Source organism: Bacillus sp. FSL P2-0099 (genome assembly GCF_038007445.1).
Classification (GTDB): Bacteria; Bacillota; Bacilli; order Bacillales; family Bacillaceae_G; genus Bacillus_A; species Bacillus_A mycoides.
Genome location: NZ_JBBOXE010000001.1, coordinates 3981200 through 4000217, shown reverse-complemented (window position 1 = coordinate 4000217; position 19018 = coordinate 3981200). Strand labels below are relative to the sequence as shown.

22 protein-coding genes and 1 pseudogene are annotated in these 19018 nt (G+C 34.5%); 16 read left to right on the top strand and 7 right to left on the bottom strand.

Going from position 1 to position 19018, the window contains the following annotated elements:
• Positions 1–31: 31 nt before the first annotated feature.
• The 3 genes from mtnK (at position 32) to MKY90_RS20515 (ending at position 2690) form a co-directional block, all read left to right on the top strand.
• Positions 32–1210, top strand: coding sequence for an S-methyl-5-thioribose kinase (gene mtnK, locus MKY90_RS20525; RefSeq protein ID WP_002190558.1), 1179 nt, complete (start codon positions 32–34; stop codon positions 1208–1210).
• Positions 1207–2262 carry an S-methyl-5-thioribose-1-phosphate isomerase gene (gene mtnA, locus MKY90_RS20520; RefSeq protein WP_078184382.1) on the top strand — a complete coding sequence of 352 codons (1056 nt, stop codon included), beginning with the start codon at positions 1207–1209 and terminating at the stop codon, positions 2260–2262. Before mtnK ends, mtnA begins: the two co-directional genes overlap by 4 nt.
• A gap of 290 nt (positions 2263–2552) precedes the next feature.
• Positions 2553–2690, top strand: coding sequence for a YvrJ family protein (locus MKY90_RS20515; RefSeq protein WP_002014881.1), 138 nt, complete (start codon positions 2553–2555; stop codon positions 2688–2690).
• Positions 2691–2840: 150 nt separating this feature from the next.
• Here the strand turns inward: MKY90_RS20515 and MKY90_RS20510 are convergent, their stop codons facing one another.
• Positions 2841–3617, bottom strand: a complete 777-nt coding sequence (locus MKY90_RS20510; RefSeq protein ID WP_098167406.1) for a 3-hydroxybutyrate dehydrogenase — start codon at positions 3615–3617, stop codon at positions 2841–2843.
• A 196-nt stretch (positions 3618–3813) separates the two neighbouring features.
• Between MKY90_RS20510 and MKY90_RS20505 the strand changes: the two genes are divergently transcribed.
• The 4 genes from MKY90_RS20505 to MKY90_RS20490 are packed head-to-tail and all read left to right on the top strand — an operon-like array spanning position 3814 to position 6039.
• Positions 3814–4146, top strand: a complete 333-nt coding sequence (locus tag MKY90_RS20505) for a PadR family transcriptional regulator (RefSeq protein ID WP_002014879.1) — start codon at positions 3814–3816, stop codon at positions 4144–4146.
• Positions 4146–4913, top strand: a complete 768-nt coding sequence (locus MKY90_RS20500) for a DUF1129 domain-containing protein (protein ID WP_098167407.1) — start codon at positions 4146–4148, stop codon at positions 4911–4913. The genes MKY90_RS20505 and MKY90_RS20500 overlap by 1 nt, the downstream gene beginning before the upstream one ends.
• 13 nt (positions 4914–4926) lie before the next feature.
• Positions 4927–5688, top strand: a complete 762-nt coding sequence (locus MKY90_RS20495) for a DUF1129 domain-containing protein (protein WP_341092425.1) — start codon at positions 4927–4929, stop codon at positions 5686–5688.
• A gap of 51 nt (positions 5689–5739) precedes the next feature.
• A complete protein-coding gene (locus MKY90_RS20490) occupies positions 5740–6039 on the top strand; it encodes a hypothetical protein (RefSeq protein ID WP_002128914.1) in 300 nt (99 codons plus the stop codon).
• A gap of 15 nt (positions 6040–6054) precedes the next feature.
• Here MKY90_RS20490 and MKY90_RS20485 read toward each other — a convergent pair whose 3' ends face one another.
• Positions 6055–6672 carry an ImmA/IrrE family metallo-endopeptidase gene (locus MKY90_RS20485; RefSeq protein WP_002128913.1) on the bottom strand — a complete coding sequence of 206 codons (618 nt, stop codon included), beginning with the start codon at positions 6670–6672 and terminating at the stop codon, positions 6055–6057.
• A gap of 177 nt (positions 6673–6849) precedes the next feature.
• Between MKY90_RS20485 and MKY90_RS20480 the strand changes: the two genes are divergently transcribed.
• The 3 genes from MKY90_RS20480 (at position 6850) to MKY90_RS20470 (ending at position 9169) form a co-directional block, all read left to right on the top strand.
• A complete protein-coding gene (locus MKY90_RS20480) occupies positions 6850–7143 on the top strand; it encodes a DUF3928 family protein (RefSeq protein ID WP_002088390.1) in 294 nt (97 codons plus the stop codon).
• 261 nt (positions 7144–7404) lie between these two features.
• Positions 7405–7854, top strand: a complete 450-nt coding sequence (locus MKY90_RS20475) for an NUDIX hydrolase (protein WP_012261633.1) — start codon at positions 7405–7407, stop codon at positions 7852–7854.
• 139 nt (positions 7855–7993) lie between these two features.
• A complete protein-coding gene (locus MKY90_RS20470) occupies positions 7994–9169 on the top strand; it encodes an acetyl-CoA C-acetyltransferase (RefSeq protein ID WP_002111558.1) in 1176 nt (391 codons plus the stop codon).
• A gap of 29 nt (positions 9170–9198) precedes the next feature.
• Here the strand turns inward: MKY90_RS20470 and MKY90_RS20465 are convergent, their stop codons facing one another.
• Both MKY90_RS20465 and MKY90_RS20460 read right to left on the bottom strand, forming a co-directional pair.
• The gene (locus MKY90_RS20465; RefSeq protein WP_003191233.1) at positions 9199–9924 is read right to left on the bottom strand and encodes an AAA family ATPase; all 726 of its coding nucleotides are present in this window, start codon (positions 9922–9924) and stop codon (positions 9199–9201) included.
• 10 nt (positions 9925–9934) lie between these two features.
• Positions 9935–10194: pseudogene (locus MKY90_RS20460) on the bottom strand (hypothetical protein).
• A gap of 148 nt (positions 10195–10342) precedes the next feature.
• Here MKY90_RS20460 and MKY90_RS20455 point away from each other — a divergent pair.
• Together MKY90_RS20455 and MKY90_RS20450 are read left to right on the top strand one after the other, a co-directional pair.
• On the top strand, positions 10343–11071 hold the full coding sequence (locus MKY90_RS20455; RefSeq protein ID WP_002111554.1) for a DUF4184 family protein: 729 nt from the start codon (positions 10343–10345) through the stop codon (positions 11069–11071).
• Between the two features lie 36 nt (positions 11072–11107).
• Positions 11108–11866: a hypothetical protein gene (locus MKY90_RS20450; protein WP_098167408.1), complete on the top strand. Its 759-nt coding sequence runs from the start codon at positions 11108–11110 to the stop codon at positions 11864–11866.
• 44 nt (positions 11867–11910) lie between these two features.
• Here the strand turns inward: MKY90_RS20450 and MKY90_RS20445 are convergent, their stop codons facing one another.
• Complete coding sequence (locus MKY90_RS20445; RefSeq protein ID WP_002128907.1) at positions 11911–12342, bottom strand: DUF3997 domain-containing protein; 432 nt, start codon at positions 12340–12342, stop codon at positions 11911–11913.
• A gap of 131 nt (positions 12343–12473) precedes the next feature.
• Between MKY90_RS20445 and MKY90_RS20440 the strand changes: the two genes are divergently transcribed.
• The 3 genes from MKY90_RS20440 (at position 12474) to MKY90_RS20430 (ending at position 13873) form a co-directional block, all read left to right on the top strand.
• Complete coding sequence (locus MKY90_RS20440; protein ID WP_002138152.1) at positions 12474–12929, top strand: RDD family protein; 456 nt, start codon at positions 12474–12476, stop codon at positions 12927–12929.
• A 270-nt stretch (positions 12930–13199) separates the two neighbouring features.
• Positions 13200–13298: a hypothetical protein gene (locus MKY90_RS20435; RefSeq protein ID WP_002142992.1), complete on the top strand. Its 99-nt coding sequence runs from the start codon at positions 13200–13202 to the stop codon at positions 13296–13298.
• A gap of 65 nt (positions 13299–13363) precedes the next feature.
• Positions 13364–13873: an SDR family NAD(P)-dependent oxidoreductase gene (locus MKY90_RS20430; protein ID WP_002033807.1), complete on the top strand. Its 510-nt coding sequence runs from the start codon at positions 13364–13366 to the stop codon at positions 13871–13873.
• A 69-nt stretch (positions 13874–13942) separates the two neighbouring features.
• Here MKY90_RS20430 and MKY90_RS20425 read toward each other — a convergent pair whose 3' ends face one another.
• Positions 13943–15043, bottom strand: a complete 1101-nt coding sequence (locus MKY90_RS20425; protein WP_002066938.1) for an ABC transporter ATP-binding protein — start codon at positions 15041–15043, stop codon at positions 13943–13945.
• Positions 15044–15321: 278 nt separating this feature from the next.
• On the opposite strand from MKY90_RS20425, the gene MKY90_RS20420 reads away from it, so the two are divergent.
• Positions 15322–16998: a glycoside hydrolase family 13 protein gene (locus tag MKY90_RS20420; protein ID WP_098167409.1), complete on the top strand. Its 1677-nt coding sequence runs from the start codon at positions 15322–15324 to the stop codon at positions 16996–16998.
• Positions 16999–17036: 38 nt separating this feature from the next.
• On the opposite strand, the gene MKY90_RS20415 is transcribed toward MKY90_RS20420, so the two are convergent.
• A complete protein-coding gene (locus tag MKY90_RS20415; RefSeq protein ID WP_098167410.1) occupies positions 17037–18797 on the bottom strand; it encodes an alpha-glycosidase in 1761 nt (586 codons plus the stop codon).
• Between the last annotated feature and the right edge of the window lie 221 nt (positions 18798–19018).

The following is a 19018-nucleotide window of genomic DNA, read 5'->3' as shown; positions in this document are numbered from 1 at the left end:
AAAACCTCTGAATGAAAAGGAGGAGAAGACGATGGGATATTATTCATTAACTGAAACAACAGCTATACAATATGCGAAAGAACACGGTTATTTTGAAAAGAAAGCAAATGTAGTTTGTCATGAAATTGGAGATGGAAATTTAAATTACGTGTTCAAATTAGATGATGGAGAGAAGTCTATTATAATAAAACAAGCACTGCCATATGCGAAAGTAGTTGGTGAGAGCTGGCCACTGTCTATAAAAAGAGCGACGATTGAAAGTAAAGCATTACAAATTTTTGCGAAGTATGTGCCAGATTATGTTCCGGTAGTGTACAGTCATGATGAAGAGTTAGCAGTTACAGTAATAGAAGACTTATCAAGACTAACAATTACAAGAAAAGGATTAATAGATGGAGAAGGATATCCACTTTTATCCCAGCATATCGGTCGTTTTCTAGCACATGTTTTGTTTTATACTTCAGATTTCGGTTTACAGTCAGAAGAGAAAAGGGTACTAGAAGGTACATTTGTAAATCCAGACCTTAGTAAAATTACAGAAGATTTAGTTTTTACGGATCCATTTGGACATTATGATACGAATGATTATGAGTCAGATTTACAGTCAGTGATTGATGAACTTTGGAGTGACAAAACTTTAAAGCTAAAAGTAGCACAATATAAATATAAGTTTTTAACGAGAAAAGAAGCGCTTATTCATGGTGATTTACATACTGGTAGTATTTTTTCATCACCTTCTGAAACGAAAGTGATCGATCCAGAATTTGCAACGTACGGTCCATTTGGATTTGATATCGGTCAATTTATTGCAAATCTATTATTAAATGCTTTATCTAGAGAAGAAGAAAAGAGAAGTGTACTATTTTTCCATATAGAAAAGACATGGAGTTATTTTGTAGAAAACTTTACGAAGTTATGGATTGGAGAAGGTGTAGAAGCATATACGAAAGAAAAACAATGGTTACCAATTATTTTGCAAAATATCTTTACTGATGCCGTCGGATTTGCCGGATGTGAACTGATTCGTAGAACAATTGGCTTAGCTCATGTAGCGGATTTAGATGGGATAGCAAATAAAGAAAATAGAATTCAAGCTAAAAAACAAGCGTTATCCTTAGGTAGAGAACTAATAAAATATGAAGCCAAGTGTGCTGATATTCAACTGTTTCGAACATTATTTCAACAGACAGTTGGAGGCGTAAAAGCATGAGTACAATTATTACTATTCCGAGATCTGTAAGTTGGAAAGGCGATGCAATTGCAGTATTAAATCAAACAAAGTTGCCGCATGTCACTGAATACAAAACATTAACGAATATTGAAGAGGTATGGAAAAGTATCATTATGTTAGAAGTACGAGGAGCGCCTGCAATTGGAATTGTAGCTGCGTTTGGTTTGGCGCTTGCGGCAAAGAAATATGATGCTATAAATATCTATGAGTTTCAGAAGAAGTTTAATAGAGATTGTAACTATTTAGGAACATCACGCCCGACAGCAGTCAATTTATTTTGGGCAATCGATCGTATGAGAGCATCTATTCGAGAGATTACTACAATAAAAGAAGCTCAAAAAATATTAGAAGAAGAAGCGCTCCATATTCAGCAAGAGGATGAAATGGTGTGCCGAAGTATTGGAGAACATGCTTTAACATGTTTTAAAGACGGTGATAAAATTTTAACAATTTGTAACGCTGGAAGTATTGCAACTGCTAGATATGGAACAGCATTAGCCCCATTTTATATTGGGAAAGAGAAGGGTGTGCGTTTACATGCGTATGCGTGTGAAACGAGGCCGGTTTTACAAGGTGGTCGTTTAACGACATGGGAATTGAAACAAGCAGACATTGATGTAACGCTTATTACGGATAATACTGCAGCACATGCAATTCGAACGAAAGAAATTAATGCGATTATCGTAGGGGCAGATCGAATCGTTGAAAACGGTGATACTGCCAATAAAATAGGAACATTAAATTTAGCTATATTAGCAAAGTATTTCGGTATCCCATTTTACGTTGCAGCACCGTTATCTACATTTGATACTACGAAACAAACAGGCGCTGAAATTGTCATTGAAGAAAGAGATGAAACAGAAGTTACGAAAATTTTTGGGAAACAAGTGGCGCCACTTGGAACGCCTGTATTTAACCCTGCATTTGATGTAACACCGCATGAATTAATTACGGGGATTATTACTGAGAAAGGTATTTTACGTGGAGATTATAAGCAAGAAATTACATCATTATTTGAAAAAATAAGCTAACTGCTCAGTCGCTATATAAAAAAACGGTAGAAAAGCATGTTTTTAAATGGTCGAGAGGGACTGGCTATGTATAGGAGCGGTAAGTGCCTGTTCCTACCACGCGCAACGTTTTAAAACAAAGAAAGGTAGCAAGGTGTAGGACCATTTGTATCTTCATGGTAGCAATCTATATGCTGAAAAATGAAATGTATGGCTGAGTAGTTAAAAAACAAGCTAATAAAAAATAGCTTGTTTTTTATGCCTTAAGTCTTCGTTTCCTCTTATTTATGTAATGAAGGGAGGAGAGAAAGATGGAAGAGTGGATCGGGATGATAGGTAATGTGGGCTTTCCAATTGTTGTAACGCTATATTTACTCCATCGGATTGAAAGTAAATTAGACGGAGTGATTGTTGCAATTGAGAAACTCCCTAAACAATTACTAAAGTAGAAAGATCCTCGCGATAGAAAGTAAAATAAAGTTTGCTCGCGAAGAGCAAACTTTATTTTTTATCCCGCATTAACTGCCCGTAAAAGCCCGATTGGTGAAGGCTAATAATTAGTGGGGATGAACAAAACCCCCACTGATTAAAGTTTCACTTTATTGAGCAGTATAACCACCATCGATAACGACGGCTTGACCAGTTATACCTTTTGCTTTTTCACTCGCTAAAAACATAGCATAATCAGCAATTTCTTGTACTTGTAGCAAACGTTTCTGTGGTACAAGAGGATAAATGACATCTTCTAAAACATTTTCAAGTGGTACATTTCGCGTAGTTGCTAAGTCTTGTAGTTGATTTCGTACAAGAGGGGTATCAACATATCCGGGACAAAGAGCATTTACAGTAATTCCATGAGTTGCTCCCTCTAAAGCAGCAACTTTTGTTAATCCAATTACACCATGTTTCGCACTATTATAGGCAGCTTTTCCAGCGAATCCAACAAGTCCGTTAATCGAAGCAACATTAATAATACGACCATATTTTTGCTTTTTCATAATCGGAAAGGCATGTTTGATGGCGATAAATGGAGCGATTTGCATAATTTTAATAAGAAGCTCAAATTTATCAGTTGGAAAATCTTCAATCGGTGAAACATGTTGCATTCCTGCGTTGTTAATTAATACATCTAATGAACCGAAGTGAGTAACTGTTTGAGAAAGTGCTGCTGTAATTTCTTCTTCAGATGTAACGTCACATTTTAAACCAATGGCTTGATAGCCTTCTTTTTGCAATTGTTCAGCAGCTTCTTTTGCACGATCTTCAAGGCGATCACTAATCACAACTTTAGCACCCTCTTTGGCAAAAGCACTTCCCATTTCATAACCAATACCGCTCGCAGCACCTGTTAAAAAGACAACTCGATTTGTAACCATGATGAAAAACACTCCTTCATAATAAAAGTTCTCTTATTGCTCTATTTAGAGAGGTGATAATAAAATTCCTGCAAACATTTGGAAAAATATTGCTAGCTATCTTGTTTTGCAAAGTAGCGTTTGCTATACTATTTTGTAAAGCAAGATACTTACGCTTATCTATCTTGTAAAACAAGATAGTGGGAGGATTTGAAATATGTCGACAAGTCAAATGCTGAAAGGGATTTTAGAAGGATGCTTACTTGCTATTATTTCTGAAGGTGAAATATACGGTTATGAAATGAGTGAAAGATTAGCGAAGTATGGTTTCACAATGGCGAGTGAGGGAAGTATTTATCCGTTATTAATACGAATGCAAAAGGAAGGATTAATAACAAGTGTAATGAAGGAATCTCCATCTGGTCCAAAGCGAAAATATTATACATTAACAGAAAAAGGCGAGGAAGCACTGGATGAATTTATGGATCGCTGGGAAGCGATGCAAAGTAGTGTAGAGCGTCTACTTGAAGGGAAGGGGAGAAAAAAATAATGTTATCAAATGAAGCGCGAAATTTTTTATTAGAAATGAGATTATTTTTAGCGGCAAAGAGTGTGAAAGAAAGCGATATTGAAAATTTTATAGAAGATGCGGAACTCCATTTAATTGAGGGTGAGAGTGATGGGAAAAGTGTAGAAGATATTTTCGGAAGCTCACCGAAAGAGTATGCAAATGAACTTGTAAAAGTAATGGAAAGAGATAGACAGGAAACGTGGAAGCAAATTGGTTTTACAGTAATGAATATTGTATCGTTTTGGATTATTGCTTCTATCTTAATAGTGAATAACGGAATTCTACAGATTTCACTTATTCAGTGCATTGGCTATAGCTTTACATTGATCGTAGCTGTAATGGGTCCAAATTTTCTGCTTCGTAAAATGACATTTGTAACAAGTTTTACAAAAACGTGGTTTTCCATGTGGTTTTTAGTCATGATTGCGCCAATGTTTTTATTAGGAGCAGTTCCGATATTAGATATGATATATCCTACAACGATGTTTACGTTGACTCTAGTCCAAAGTTATATATTAGCTGGAGGGATCTTTATCCTCACGGTAGCTATAAATATATATTTTGAAGGATGGTTTAAAAATTTATATTTAATTATTCCGCTTTCTATTATGTTAGTTTTTAAAACGTTCACATCGGAAGATCTCGTGCCAATGTTATTTCAAATTATATGTTTATACGGAAGTTTGTTTATTTTAATCTTCCTTGAAATTATGATGAAGGCGAATAGAAAAGAAACGGTTAATTAAGGGAGGGATTCTAATGCAAGTTTCTAAAGAAGGAGAAAAGTTTTTAATCGATACGAAAGTGTATTTAATTACGAAGGGAATTAAAGAAGAAGATGTAGATGCTTTTCTAGAGGATGCAGAGCTACATTTAATAGAAGGTGAGAAAAAAGGAAAGACGGTAAGTGATATATTTGGTGATTCGCCAAAAGAATATGCAGAAGAATTAGCGAATGAGATGGAGCAGGATAAAGGCGGGAGTATAAAGACTATTTTAGGAATGATAATTGGGATAGGTGGATATTGGTTACTTACAAATATTTTATTTGAAAGTCCGAATCATGAATTTACATTAACGAATGTACAATTGATTGGGTACCCAATTGTTTTAATGATAACTATTGTGGCTATTATTTTTGCTTTTAAGATGTCATCATTTAAAAGCAAAATAAAAGAATTTAGCATTATTTATGTAGCAGCTTTGCTACCAATTTTATTACTAGTATTATTAATGTTTATGAATAAATGGTATGGGACACCTGTATTGCAATTAACTACTATGCAAAGTTATATACTAGCTGGAATTGTCTTATTAGTGTTGTTAATTGGTGAAGCTTTTATACTTGGATGGATTGGAATATTAGCTGTTATCGTACCGCTATTAATTATGTTTGTATTTAAAGAATTAGGGAAGCAAAACCCATATTGGGGAATACTAGAGCCTTTACTTCTGTACGGAAGTTTGTATGTATTAATGCGATGGTCTTTGAAAAATGAGGAGAAAAAAACTGTAAGCTAGCTTTATATTAATAGTGCACGAACTGAATTTTTTATTAAGGGGGGAACAAATATGCAAAGTATATTTCTAGGTATATTGTCTATTATATTTTTAGGGTTAACGATTTTTGGGCTATATACTACCTTTTCGAAAAAGGTACATGATGACTATTTCGATACTTTATTAGATGACACATCGGGTTATGTTTTGTTCTTCGGTTTAATAGGAAAAGGGCTGCTCTGGATATGCAAAAAAGTATTTCCAAAGAAATATTATATAGGGATTTTTAGAGGGATTACGTTTATCTTTAGTTGTATGTTTTTATTTCTAGCAGCCGGTATTTGGTTTGTTGATTGGAATATATTGTTGTAAACAGTAACAATATCGTTACTGTTTTTTTCTTTGTAATAAAGGACTTTGTAAAGAGAGCGCTTTTTGTTCATTTGTTAATAATGAATTGATGTGAACGTTATTAGGGCTAGGGACTATAGGGTACATAAGGTTCGATGGTGAATGGTGATGTTCAGAACCGGTTGGAGAGTGGGGATCTGCGTGCGTAAGTTTTCCATGAATTCGTCTTGTAAATAAAATATGACCAATTTCGTGAGCGAGGGTGTATATATTTTTCATTGGAGCAGCTGAGTTTGTTAAAACGATGTAACCAGTAAGTTGTTGTTGTTTCGCTAGAGAGTAAGCGCAAGCGATTACTGCGGTTTCTTTGAAATAATCACTACCAATATAACAAATATAAAGGTCGCATTCAGGAGCTTCGTTAACACAAGTTTGAAAAAAAGATGATAATTTTTCCTGACTTTGAATGGAGTTTTTATAACTAATTTCCCGATTAGAAAAACGGAAAAGGTCGTTTAGTACAATTACTTCTTTAATTTTAAATGTAATGGGATGCCAAATTGATTCTGCAACTGCTAAATCTTTTGCAATACGGTCGTCAGAAATATCGGCGCCTGGAGTAATGCAAACACATATATTAACGTATGAATTCATAAGGAACACCTCAAATGAAAAAATTCTTTCTATAATATATGTGGGGGAAAGGTCCTATGTATGGATAAACGCCTTGTTTATTACACGAATATATAGACTATAAGTCGAAAAAATTTCATAGTTCTATAACGTAGTATGGTCTGCTTTTTGATATAGTAAGGAAAAGGGGGAGAATATATGTATACATTAAAAATCGTTTCAGACAGAGAAGCTCTGTATCAATTTGCGAGCTATGTAAGAGTTGTGCAAGGGGTTGAAGATGTATATGTGGAGGTGGGAGAACCTTTATATGAACATCCATTAATGAAGTTTTATGTACATATTACAATTGAAGAAACATATGATCAGCATAAAGCATTGCAAGAAATAGCTAGGTTAGTAGAATTAGGGCGTTTTACATATGTCCATTATCATAATGAGGAAATTGAAGAAGCTTTTGAAGTTGTAAAATACGAAAGCTTTAAGAAATAAAGTGAAACTTTAATCAGTGGGGGCTTTGTTCATCGCCCACTGATTATCAGCCCTCACCAATAGGGCTTTTATGGGCAGCTCGATCCCCACCTAACTTCTTTACTTTCGCTGAATTTTGAGGTAGGGGTCTTACCGCCCGCAAATAGCAGGATAACGGTAAAAAAAGGAAGTGGAAGCTTCCTTTTTTATTGAAAATTACAGCAACAAAAGAAAGAGAATTTTGTTATGATAAGGAAGGGTGAGGAAAGGGGAGTTTACATATTGGGGTATATTGAAGAGTTACGCAAAGTAGTTGGTACGAGACCACTTATTTTAGTAGGATCAGCAATTATTATATTAAATGATAATCAAGAAGTATTGCTTCAATATCGTTCAGATACATATGATTGGGGCGTACCTGGTGGGGCAATGGAACTGGGAGAAACGACAGAAGAAACTGCTCGTAGAGAATTATTCGAGGAGACGGGACTAAACGCGAAAATTATGCAATTTCTTGGCGTTCTTTCAGGAAAGGAAGTTTATTTCCGTTATCCAAATGGAGATGAAATTTTTAATGTGATTCATCTGTATCAGGCACATCATGTAAGCGGAGAATTAAAGCTCGATCATGAAGGGTTAGAACTTCAATATTTTCCAGTAGATAAGTTACCAAAATTGAATGAAACGACAGAGAAGATATTACAAAAATTCTTATACGCATTGACAGAATAGAAGGTTAATTCCTTCTATTTTTATTATATTAAATATTTTGATTTTTTGGTATGTTTATAGTATGATAATTTTAGACATACAACTTATGGAATTTCACCTACAAACTTACTAGGGTACATAAGAGAGGGGCAAGTACAAAATGCATAATGTTGTCATTACAGCTGCAGTTCGTTCACCAATTGGAACTTTCGGAGGAGCACTAAAAAATATAACACCAGTAGAATTAGCTGTTCCTGTACTTCAGGAAGCTGTAAAAAGAGGCGGAGTAGAGCCACATGAAGTTGATGAAGTAATTTTAGGTCATTGTATTCAAAGAACTGATGAAGCAAATACGGCGAGAACAGCTGCATTAGCGGCAGGATTTCCTGACACAGTTACTGGTTATACAATTCAACGTCAATGTTCTTCAGGTATGCAAGCAATTATGTCTGCTGCAATGCAAATCCAATTAGGTGTAAGTGATATTGTTGTTGCAGGTGGAGTAGAAGCAATGAGCTCGAGCCCTTATGCATTAAAACAACACCGCTGGGGACAACGTCTACAGCACGGAGAAATTCGTGATACGGTGTGGGAAGTTTTAGAAGATCCGATTCACCATATTATGATGGGTGAAACAGCGGAAAATTTAGTTGAACAATATGAAATTACAAGAGAGGAACAAGATGAAGTTGCGCTTCGTAGTCATACATTAGCGTTGCAAGCAATTGAGTCTGGACACTTTGACGATCAAATTGTTCCTATTTCGATAAAAGAACGTAGAAAAGAAGTTGTATTTTCGAAGGATGAACATCCACGTGCAGATATTACAGCGGAAAAATTAGCAGGATTAAAACCAGCTTTCCGTAAAGATGGATCAGTAACTGCAGGGAATTCATCTGGTCTTAATGATGGAAGTGCCGTTTTAGTATTAATGAGTGAAGAAAAGGCGAAAGAAAAAGGTTTACAACCGTTAGCTCGAATTGTTGGATATTCAGTAGCAGGTGTAGATCCGAAAATTATGGGTATTGGACCAGCACCAGCAATTCGCAAAGGATTAGAAAAAGTAGAGTGGTCATTAGAAGATGCAGACTTACTTGAAATTAATGAAGCTTTCGCTGCACAATACCTAGCTGTAGAGAAAGAGTTAGGGTTAGACCGTGAGAAAGTGAATGTAAACGGTAGTGGGGTAGGACTTGGACATCCAATTGGTTGTACAGGAGCTCGTATTACGGTAAGTTTAATTCACGAATTAAAAAGACGTGGATTAGAGAAAGGTATTGCCTCTCTATGCGTTGGAGGCGGTATTGGAGTAGCTTTATTTATAGAAGCATTATAAAAAAAGAGGCAGCGATTGCTGCCTCTTTTTTATGACTCAAATAAGTGATGAAATAATCGATCGCGATTTTCAAAGAAAAGTTTTGTTGTTTGGTAATGCTCCGTTTCTTCTAATGTCGATTCGTGAATCCCCTCTTGAGTTAAAGAGTATATAGTAGATTCAGGATAAGCCATTAAAATGGGAGAATGCGTCGCGATAACAAATTGTGAACCTTGTTCAGCTAGTTCGTGCATGCGAATGAGCATTGAAAGTTGTCTCATCGGGGATAAAGCTGCCTCAGGCTCATCTAAAATGTATAAACCTTTTCCTGAAAAACGATTCATAAATAATGAGAAGAATGATTCGCCGTGTGATTGTTCGTGAAGTGAAACGCCGCCGTAAGATTTTATAGCATCTATTTCATCGATATAAGAAGCAACGTTATAAAATGATTCAGCGCGAAGAAAGAAACCGTCGTTTGGTGTATTGAAACTTTTTGAAATTCGAAGGTATTCATGTAAAGATGAATGGGAATCGTTTGTGCTAAATCGGAAATTTTTTGTTCCACCTTCTGCATTAAAACCTAAAGCCACTGCAATTCCTTCGAGTAATGTTGATTTACCTGTTCCATTCTCTCCAATAATGAATGTTACATTTGGGTGGAAAGCTAGTGATTGTAAAGTTCGAATAGCGGGTAGACAGTAAGGGTATGCGGAAAAGCTAGGGATATTTTCTTTTTTTAATGTGACATTTTTTAAAAAGGGTACGTCAATCAATATATAAACCTCAATTCATAACGGATTTTGATTCTAAAAAAGCGGCAAATACTAATGTAAGACAACTTGCTAATAGTATTGTATATTGAAGTGCGCCAAAACCGAGACCTTCCCAGCCGAAAGCCATTCTCTTTCCTATAAAAAATGATAAGAACGTTCATAAATCCATATATATTTTATAATTTTGTAGTGCTTCCATATAAAGAATCCGATGTATGTACTTAAAAACAATATAAACAAAACAAGAAAAAAGACAAGTGTTAATGACACGTGAACACTTCCTTATTTTCTGAATATTTTATGTGGATTATAACACGTAAACTATCATATTCCAATGTGAAAATAAACATTGCATCAAGATTAATTCTCTCGTTATGATAGATGGTATTATATTAGAAATATGAAGAGGAGTATTAATATGCCGTTTACATTTGCACATCCAGCAGCTGTTCTCCCTTTTGCTAAGAAACATTCTAGTTATATTTCGGTGACGGCTCTTATATTGGGTAGTATGGCACCTGATTTTGAATATTTTTTATATTTTAGGCCATACGGTATTATTGGCCATACATGGGCTGGTTTCTTCTATTTGAATTTACCACTCGTTTTTTTATTAGCATATGCATATCATTTTATTTTAAAAGGACCATTTATAACACATTTACCTAAGCCTTTTGCTAGTTACTATAAATATGTAGTAGATGCGAAGTGGGGGCTATATACTTGGAAGAATTTTTTTGTATTTTGCTATTCTGCTTTATTCGGTATGGTGACGCATGTCGTTTGGGATGCTTTTACTCATAAGACAGGCTATTTTGTTATGGAAATGCCGCTGTTACAGCAAGAAGTATATAGTATTCCAATTTATAAATTTTTACAACATGGGAGTACATGTTTTGGTCTACTATTACTAATATATGTACTATGGAAATATAGGAGGGAAACTGATCAAGATACTAGTTTAACTTCGGAAAAAAAGAAATATTGGGCTTCATCTATCGTTGTGGCGGCCATTATATTTATCGTTCACGCGTTATTAGACCCCTATTTTCATATTTTCCAAATAGGAGGTATAATAGTATCTGGACTGACAAGTTCGTTTTGTGGACTTCTTATTGTTTCTATAGTTTACAAATCAAGGGACTAATTTATATTAATGAATGATAGTGTTAGGAGAAATTAAATGATGAAAGCATGGAAAAGTATTTTTGTTTTATGCAGTTTTCTTCTTATGTTAAGTGGTTGCTTCCAGCAAGAAGAAAAGAAGGCAGAACCTAAAAAGAAAGAATCTATTCCAGAAACAAAAGAGTATGGTGGGCGTGAGCTTAAAAAAGTAGGACAAAAAGTGAAAGAAAAAGGGTGGGGGACATTTGAATTAGAACAGATTCATTCTGTGAATCAGACATTTGAAGTAGCCCCAATGAAAATTCACGTACAAGATGTTAAAGTTATCTCATTATCACAAATGAGCAAAGAGGCAAAAAATACATTGAAAGTGTATACTGCATTAACTCCTGAAGAAATAAAGCGTAGATTGGGAGATAAAGTGAGTCAAGAAGATGCTGAATTATATGCATCGTTAAGTGGAACAGAGATTAGCGATACGATTCGGTATGTTGAAATTACATATAAGGTAGAGAATAGTGGAGATAAGAACATGCAATTTTTCTCTATGAATGATGTTGCTATAAATGACAAACAACATTTTAATGTAGCGACTCAAAACTTTTTATATGATGAAGATACGCTCGTTGGTACAAAGAGTGTTTCAAGGGAAGATTATAGGCCTGGTGAGACACGAGAAGGAATTATCGGTTTAATACTTGATGATGGAAAAGAAAAAGTAAAGGATATTAAGTTTACGACAGATGATTTAGCAGCAGGAGACACAAATGAAGCTGTTAAAGAACCGCAAACTTTTAATATTTCACTCTCTAAATAAAGTGTCTTTATAATAATTTAAGCAAAAACAGTCAGCATAAAAAGTTATGCTGACTGTTTTTTTAGCTCTTTCACATATGAATCTACACTTTGAAAAGGCACTGTAATTTTAAAAGCATCTTTTTGCTCGTTAAATTGTTTTTCATTATAAGGACCAAATCGTTTATTATGCTTTACATCGATAATCCAATAATGTTCAATTTTTTTATTTGTAATTGCTGCGTCAGGATTGTTTGGATCTGATTTTTCCTCAATTTGCTTTGTGATAATGTATTTATCGTCCCAAGCAATTTCTGTAATTTTTGCAGGGATGTATTGTGTAGCATATACAGCATCCTGCGATGGGAAAAGTTCAAATGCATCTCCAGAAGTATGTATGAGTTCATATTCATCGTTAATTGTATAGGTTAAATGGTTTGTATTGCCTGTGCAACCTGTTAATAAGAGTGCGGCAAATAGGATTATCCATCTTTTCAATATGGGAACCTCCTTTATAATGCTGTTGTAACACATTGTACAAGAAAAGTAAGCGAAACGCCAGTTTACAATGTTTTTTAGAAGTGGTACGATGAAACGGGTAAAGAAGGATATGAAGGAGTCGACACAAAATGAAGTTAAAGATGCATCGTCCAGCGCTTGTAATGAATCGCATAGGTGCTTCCCTTATTGACATGTTTTTAATCTCGGTTACGTACGGTGCAGTAGTAGCTATTATTACAGGAAACTATAGTGCTATTTTTAATCGTTTTAATATAAGTTTAGGTGACTATAGATATGACCTTACACTTGTTTTCGTATTAATGGCTATAAATTTTATTCTGTTACCTTTTCTTTGGAACGGTTCTACACTTGGTAAAAAGGTAACAAGAACAAAAATAATCTCGTTAACAAGTGAAAAACTAACGTTACAAACATTAATAATACGATTTTTGGTATTATTATTACCAAGCATATTATTACTTGGAGTTCCATTAATATGCAATGTATATATGATGTTATTCCGCAAAGATAATTGTGGCTTCCATGATTTAATTGCAAAGACAAAAGTGATGAGTCTTGTATAATTAATATTTAGAGTATACGTGCTACTAATGAAATAAGACTTTTTATTGTTTGTATATAAAAAGTCTTATTTTTAATTTCATGAAAAATTCCATAAATGGAATTGATATAGGGCGGATATTTCCTATATAATACCCTCCATATTATTGATGGATGTTTAAAGAAGCTGTAGCTAATTCAAACATCCTATTTTCGTTTTGAATAGATTGAAAATTGAGAGAATGATATAATGGGTATAAATAATATCGTTATATAACAAAGGGGGATTTGGAATGACTGGAGGTAGCTTAATATTTTGGGGAATTCTTATTTTTATTGGTTTAACCTTCGATCAATATAATAGTAAGAAAAAAAAAGAAACAGAAAAGTAATCGCTTACAAGTTGTGGGGTAAACTTTTCCTGCTTGCGGACTAATCTAATAAAGGAGTATACTGAATGACGGTAAGACATATAGAAGGGGTAATGAAAATGAAGCTTGCAGGAAAAGTTGCCATTGTAACTGGTGGTGGCATCGGTATTGGACGTAGTACAGCTCTTTTGTTGGCTAAGCAAGGCGCAAAAGTAATTGTGACGGACATTGATCAAGAAAGTGGACAAGCAACAGCCGAGGAAATTACGGATTTAGGCGGAGAAGCACTTTTTGTATCCTACGATATGGGGAAGCAAGGAGATTGGCAACGTGTTATTAGTTTTGCTATGGAGGCATACAGTCGTATTGATATGCTTTTTCAAAATGCTGGTCTATATAAAATAGATTCTATTTTTTCTCGCCAACAAGAGAACGATTCCAATGTACTTTGTATTAATGACGTTTGGATAGAGATAAAACAATTAACGTCATCTTTTATGAAACAGCAAGAAGAAGTGGTGCTTAGTGATTTACCTGTTTTTGGTATTATTAGCACGAGAGGACAATCATTTCATACAATAGAAGCCCTAGTATAATAATGGAAAACCGCCCCCAGTATATATGTGGACGGTTTTTTTGTATGTTCTATTATAGAACTTTATTTTTTAACGAATACGTTGTTCGGTTTGGCTATCAAAGAAATGTGCTTTATTCATATCAAAAGCAAGTTTAATTTGGTCACCAGGTGAAAAAGTATGTCTTGCATCAACACGTGCTGCAAAATCTTGATTTCCAAGTTTCATATATAAAATGGATTCAGCCCCTAACAACTCTGCAACTTCAATTTTCGTTGTGAAAGTAGTAGCTTGTGAAGCTTCTAAAAATAATAGTTCATCATGAATATCTTCTGGACGAATACCTAAAACAATTTCTTTATTTACATAGCCTTGTTCGCGTAATAACTTCATTTTTCCTTCAGATACTTTAAACTTTAGTGAACTGTCTATAACGAAATCGGTTTCAGTTAATTTTCCACGGAAGAAATTCATTGCGGGTGAACCGATAAAACCACCAACGAAAATATTTTCAGGTGTTTCATATACTTCTTTTGGAGTTCCAATTTGTTGGATTTTGCCGTCTTTCATAACAACAAGGCGTGAAGCCATTGTCATTGCCTCAGTTTGATCATGTGTTACATAAATTGTCGTTGTGCCAAGGCGGTGGTGTAATTTAGAAATTTCTGATCGCATTGCAACACGTAGTTTAGCGTCTAAGTTTGATAATGGTTCATCCATTAAGAAGACTTTTGCGTCTCGAACAATTGCTCTACCTAATGCAACACGTTGACGTTGTCCACCTGATAAAGCTTTGGGTTTTCTATCTAAATATTGTTCAAGCCCTAAAATTTGAGCTGCATGTTTCACTCGACGGTCGATTTCATCTTTCGGTATTTTTCGAAGTTTTAATCCAAATGCCATATTATCATACACACTCATATGTGGATAAAGAGCGTAGTTTTGGAAGACCATTGCGATATCTCGATCTTTTGGAGGAACATCGTTCATTAGCTTACCATCAATTGAAAATTCTCCTTTTGAAATATCTTCAAGTCCAGCTACCATTCGTAGTGTTGTAGATTTTCCGCATCCAGAAGGACCAACGAATACGATAAATTCTTTATCTTGAATGTGTAAGTTAAAATCTGTTACGGCTGTTACGTTATTATCATATATTTTATAAATATTTTCTAATTTAAGTTCTGCCATGATATTTCCCCCTAGAAAGTTTATGCAAACGTTTTCTTTGAATTTATTATAAACGAATAGATTCAAAAAAGAAATAAAAAACACTATAAAAAAATAAAACGTTTTCATTATTCCTATGAATATATAATAAGTTTCACATGTTTTATTAGAAAAAGAAAATAAATATTGTAAGCGCTATTTTAAATTTGGATAGAATCTGTTATCATTCAGTAATGAAAACGTTTGCGCCTTAAAAAAAGAACAAAGAATCAATAGTATAGATGAAATGGGGTAGCATAATGGGAAAACAATGGTGGAAAGAAAGTGTAGTATATCAAATTTATCCTCGTAGTTTTATGGATAGTAATGGTGATGGTATAGGTGACCTTCGTGGTATTCTTGCGAAGCTAGACTACTTAAAAGAATTAGGTATTGATGTAATTTGGTTATCACCAGTCTATGAATCTCCAAACGATGATAATGGTTACGATATAAGTGATTATTGTAAAATTATGAACGAGTTCGGAACAATGGAAGATTGGGATGAACTATTACATGAAATGCATAAACGTAATATGAAACTTATGATGGACTTAGTTGTTAATCATACTTCAGATGAACATAATTGGTTTATTGAATCATGTAAATCGAAAGATAATAAATATAGAGACTATTATATATGGCGCCCTGGAAAAGAAGGGAAAGAGCCGAATAACTGGGGAGCAGCATTTAGTGGATCTGCATGGCAATATGATGAGATGACAGATGAATATTATTTACATCTGTTTTCTAAAAAACAGCCAGATTTAAACTGGGATAATGAAAAGGTAAGACAAGATGTTTATGACATGATGAAGTTTTGGTTAGAAAAAGGAATTGATGGGTTCCGTATGGATGTTATTAATTTTATTTCTAAAGAAGATGACTTACCATCTGTTGAAACGGATGAAGAAGGATATGTTTCAGGGCATAAACATTTTATGAACGGTCCGAATATTCATAGGTATTTGCATGAAATGAATGAAGACGTATTGTCTCAGTATGACATTATGACGGTTGGGGAAATGCCTGGTGTAACGACAGAAGAGGCTAAATTGTATACAGGGGAAGCTAGAAAAGAACTACAAATGGTATTCCAATTTGAACATATGGATTTAGATTCCGGAGAAGGTGGGAAATGGGATGTAAAACCATGCTCACTTCTTACTTTGAAACAAAATTTAACAAAGTGGCAAAAAGCATTAGAACAAACAGGATGGAATAGCCTTTATTGGAATAACCATGACCAGCCTCGCGTTGTATCTCGTTTTGGTAATGATGGAGCTTATCATACTGAATCAGCAAAAATGTTAGCGACAGTACTTCATATGATGAAAGGGACACCATATATTTATCAAGGAGAAGAAATCGGAATGACCAATGTTCGATTTGAATCAATTGATGAATACCGAGATATTGAAACACTAAATATGTATAAAGAAAAAGTTATAGAGCGCGGCGAAGATATAGATAAAGTGATGCAGTCTATATATATAAAGGGCCGAGATAATGCTAGAACTCCGATGCAGTGGGATGATAGAGAACATGCTGGATTCACAACGGGTAAGCCTTGGATTGAGGTAAATCCTAACTACAAAGAGATTAATGTGAAACAGGCAATCCAAGATGAAGAATCGATTTTTTATTACTATAAAAAATTGATTGAATTACGTAAAAACAATGAAATAGTTGTGTATGGAACATATGATTTAATATTAGAAAATAACCCTTCTATTTTTGCTTATGTAAGAACATATGGAGAAGAAAAGCTTCTGGTGATTGCAAACTTTACTGCAGATGAATGTGTATTTGAATTGCCTGAGGACATTATTTATAGTGAAGCAGAGTTATTAATACACAATTATGATGTAGAAAATGTATTGATAGAAAACATTACATTACGACCGTATGAAGCAATGGTATTTAAATTGAAATAAGAAAAGCCTTATGCCACCCTGGCATAAGGCTTTTACTATTACCATTTTAAAATAGAGAATCCATACGGTGGAAGTGTAACTTGTAATACACTTGCTTCCGCTGAAAATTCTTCGTTTGTATAAATGTTAATTATTTTCTTCCTGGTAATATGAAGAGGGAGTGAAGTTGTAACTTCACTGTTAGTAGGATTTAAAACGAAAAAGATAGTTTCATCTTCATATGTTTTTGTATAAGAAATATAATTATGTTCATCATTTGCCTCAATGAATTGAAAAGTACCATTTCCTCCAAATGCTTTATGTTGTTTCCGTAATGAAATTAATGTTTGTATATGTGTAAATAAAAGAGTATCTTGTTCTTTTTCATCCCATATCATACATTTGCGGCAGTCAGGATCCATTCCACCATCCATACCGATTTCATCGCCGTAATAAATACAAGGAGAACCGATGAAAGAAAGGTGAAATACATAGAGTAACTTTAACTTATTTTTATCCCCGTTACATGTTGCTAAAATTCTAGGTGTGTCATGACTGTCTAATAAATGAAATGCCGCTTCATTTACATTCATAGAGTAGGAATGTAGAGAATCGGTAATTTGTTTCATAAATTCACTTGCATGAATGGATTCGTTAGCAAAGTAAGAAAGTAGAGCGTTTGTAACAGGATAGCTCATTACAGCATCAAATTGGTCACCTTGTAGCCATGGGAGTGCATCGTGCCAAATTTCACCTAAAATATATACTTCAGGATTTAATGCTTTTATTTCACTTCGGAATTCTCTCCAAAAACTGTGATCGACTTCATTTGCTACATCAAGGCGCCAACCGTCTATATTGAATTCTCTTACCCAATAACGCCCTACTTCAAGTAAATATTCTTTTACATCTGGGTGTGCTGTATTTAATTTAGGCATATACGGTGTAAATGCGAAAGTATCATAATTGGGAAGTGGATCGGTTATAATTGGAAATTCATGAATATGGAACCAATCTTTATAGGCGGAATTTTCACCTTGTTCCAGCACGTCTTGAAATTTATCAAAGAAGTACCCGCTATGATTAAAAACAGCGTCGAGCATTACTTTTATACCATGTTTATGACACTCCTGAACGAGTTCTTTGAAAGTTTCTTTCGTCCCAAATTGTGGATCGATTTCCATGTAATCAATTGTGTCATATTTATGATTCGAATGAGCTTTGAAAATAGGAGTGAAATATATTCCGGAAATTCCAAGCTTCACAAGGTAATCAAGGTTTTGAATAATACCAGCAAAATCTCCGCCGAAAAAATTAGTTGGAGTTGGTTCGGTACTTCCCCAAGGGAGGGTGTTTGCTGGATTTAATGTGTTATCCCCGTTAGCGAATCGTTCCGGGAAAATTTGATACCATACTGTGTCTTTAATCCAGGATGGTGCCCTGAAAACGTCTTTTGCATGAACAAATGGAAAGCAGAAAAAGTTACCGACATCGTCATTTGGGATATTAGAAAAAAAGCCTCGTTCTGTATAAATAAAAGTTTCTACGTCGTTTTTTAATTCGAATCCATAACGTAAGCGTTTAAATTTTGGTTTGATTGAAACGGACCAATAATCAAATAACTCAGTAGATCCAGTTTTTTTCATCGGTGTACTCGCTGTAATCCATTTCCCGTCCTGCCATTCGTACGGGTCACCGTAGATGAGAGCGGCGTTGTGAACATCATCTCTTTTTGTGTGTATTCGGATGTGAATTGTTTTTTCGTCGTAAGCGTATGCATAATTATCTTTTGGCCTATGATAGATCGCTTCTTTAAGCATATAGAAAATCCCCCTTTAATATCTCTATACATATAGTTCCCTTAAACGAAATAATAAAGATTATGTTGCAAACGATTGCCTTCCACATAACTTTAATATTGCTTATAAGAGTAGTATTCATTTTATGTAAAGTCAATGAATAAAGAGTATGATAAGATTATTTTGAAAATTAATATTTGCAAAATGAATAAAAGGATGTATAATGATAGACAAATAGCGCA

Coding starts and splice junctions, on each gene's coding strand:
- MKY90_RS20415 (WP_098167410.1), bottom strand. CDS start 18,797: ATGCTTAAAGAAGCGATCTATCATAGGCCAAAAGATAATTATGCATAC.
- MKY90_RS20515 (WP_002014881.1), top strand. CDS start 2,553: ATGGAAGAGTGGATCGGGATGATAGGTAATGTGGGCTTTCCAATTGTT.
- MKY90_RS20430 (WP_002033807.1), top strand. CDS start 13,364: ATGACGGTAAGACATATAGAAGGGGTAATGAAAATGAAGCTTGCAGGA.
- MKY90_RS20420 (WP_098167409.1), top strand. CDS start 15,322: ATGGGAAAACAATGGTGGAAAGAAAGTGTAGTATATCAAATTTATCCT.
- mtnA (WP_078184382.1), top strand. CDS start 1,207: ATGAGTACAATTATTACTATTCCGAGATCTGTAAGTTGGAAAGGCGAT.
- MKY90_RS20435 (WP_002142992.1), top strand. CDS start 13,200: ATGACTGGAGGTAGCTTAATATTTTGGGGAATTCTTATTTTTATTGGT.
- MKY90_RS20485 (WP_002128913.1), bottom strand. CDS start 6,672: ATGAATTCATACGTTAATATATGTGTTTGCATTACTCCAGGCGCCGAT.
- MKY90_RS20455 (WP_002111554.1), top strand. CDS start 10,343: ATGCCGTTTACATTTGCACATCCAGCAGCTGTTCTCCCTTTTGCTAAG.
- MKY90_RS20490 (WP_002128914.1), top strand. CDS start 5,740: ATGCAAAGTATATTTCTAGGTATATTGTCTATTATATTTTTAGGGTTA.
- MKY90_RS20510 (WP_098167406.1), bottom strand. CDS start 3,617: ATGGTTACAAATCGAGTTGTCTTTTTAACAGGTGCTGCGAGCGGTATT.
- MKY90_RS20470 (WP_002111558.1), top strand. CDS start 7,994: ATGCATAATGTTGTCATTACAGCTGCAGTTCGTTCACCAATTGGAACT.
- MKY90_RS20495 (WP_341092425.1), top strand. CDS start 4,927: ATGCAAGTTTCTAAAGAAGGAGAAAAGTTTTTAATCGATACGAAAGTG.
- MKY90_RS20505 (WP_002014879.1), top strand. CDS start 3,814: ATGTCGACAAGTCAAATGCTGAAAGGGATTTTAGAAGGATGCTTACTT.
- MKY90_RS20440 (WP_002138152.1), top strand. CDS start 12,474: ATGAAGTTAAAGATGCATCGTCCAGCGCTTGTAATGAATCGCATAGGT.
- MKY90_RS20450 (WP_098167408.1), top strand. CDS start 11,108: ATGATGAAAGCATGGAAAAGTATTTTTGTTTTATGCAGTTTTCTTCTT.
- mtnK (WP_002190558.1), top strand. CDS start 32: ATGGGATATTATTCATTAACTGAAACAACAGCTATACAATATGCGAAA.
- MKY90_RS20480 (WP_002088390.1), top strand. CDS start 6,850: ATGTATACATTAAAAATCGTTTCAGACAGAGAAGCTCTGTATCAATTT.
- MKY90_RS20500 (WP_098167407.1), top strand. CDS start 4,146: ATGTTATCAAATGAAGCGCGAAATTTTTTATTAGAAATGAGATTATTT.
- MKY90_RS20425 (WP_002066938.1), bottom strand. CDS start 15,043: ATGGCAGAACTTAAATTAGAAAATATTTATAAAATATATGATAATAAC.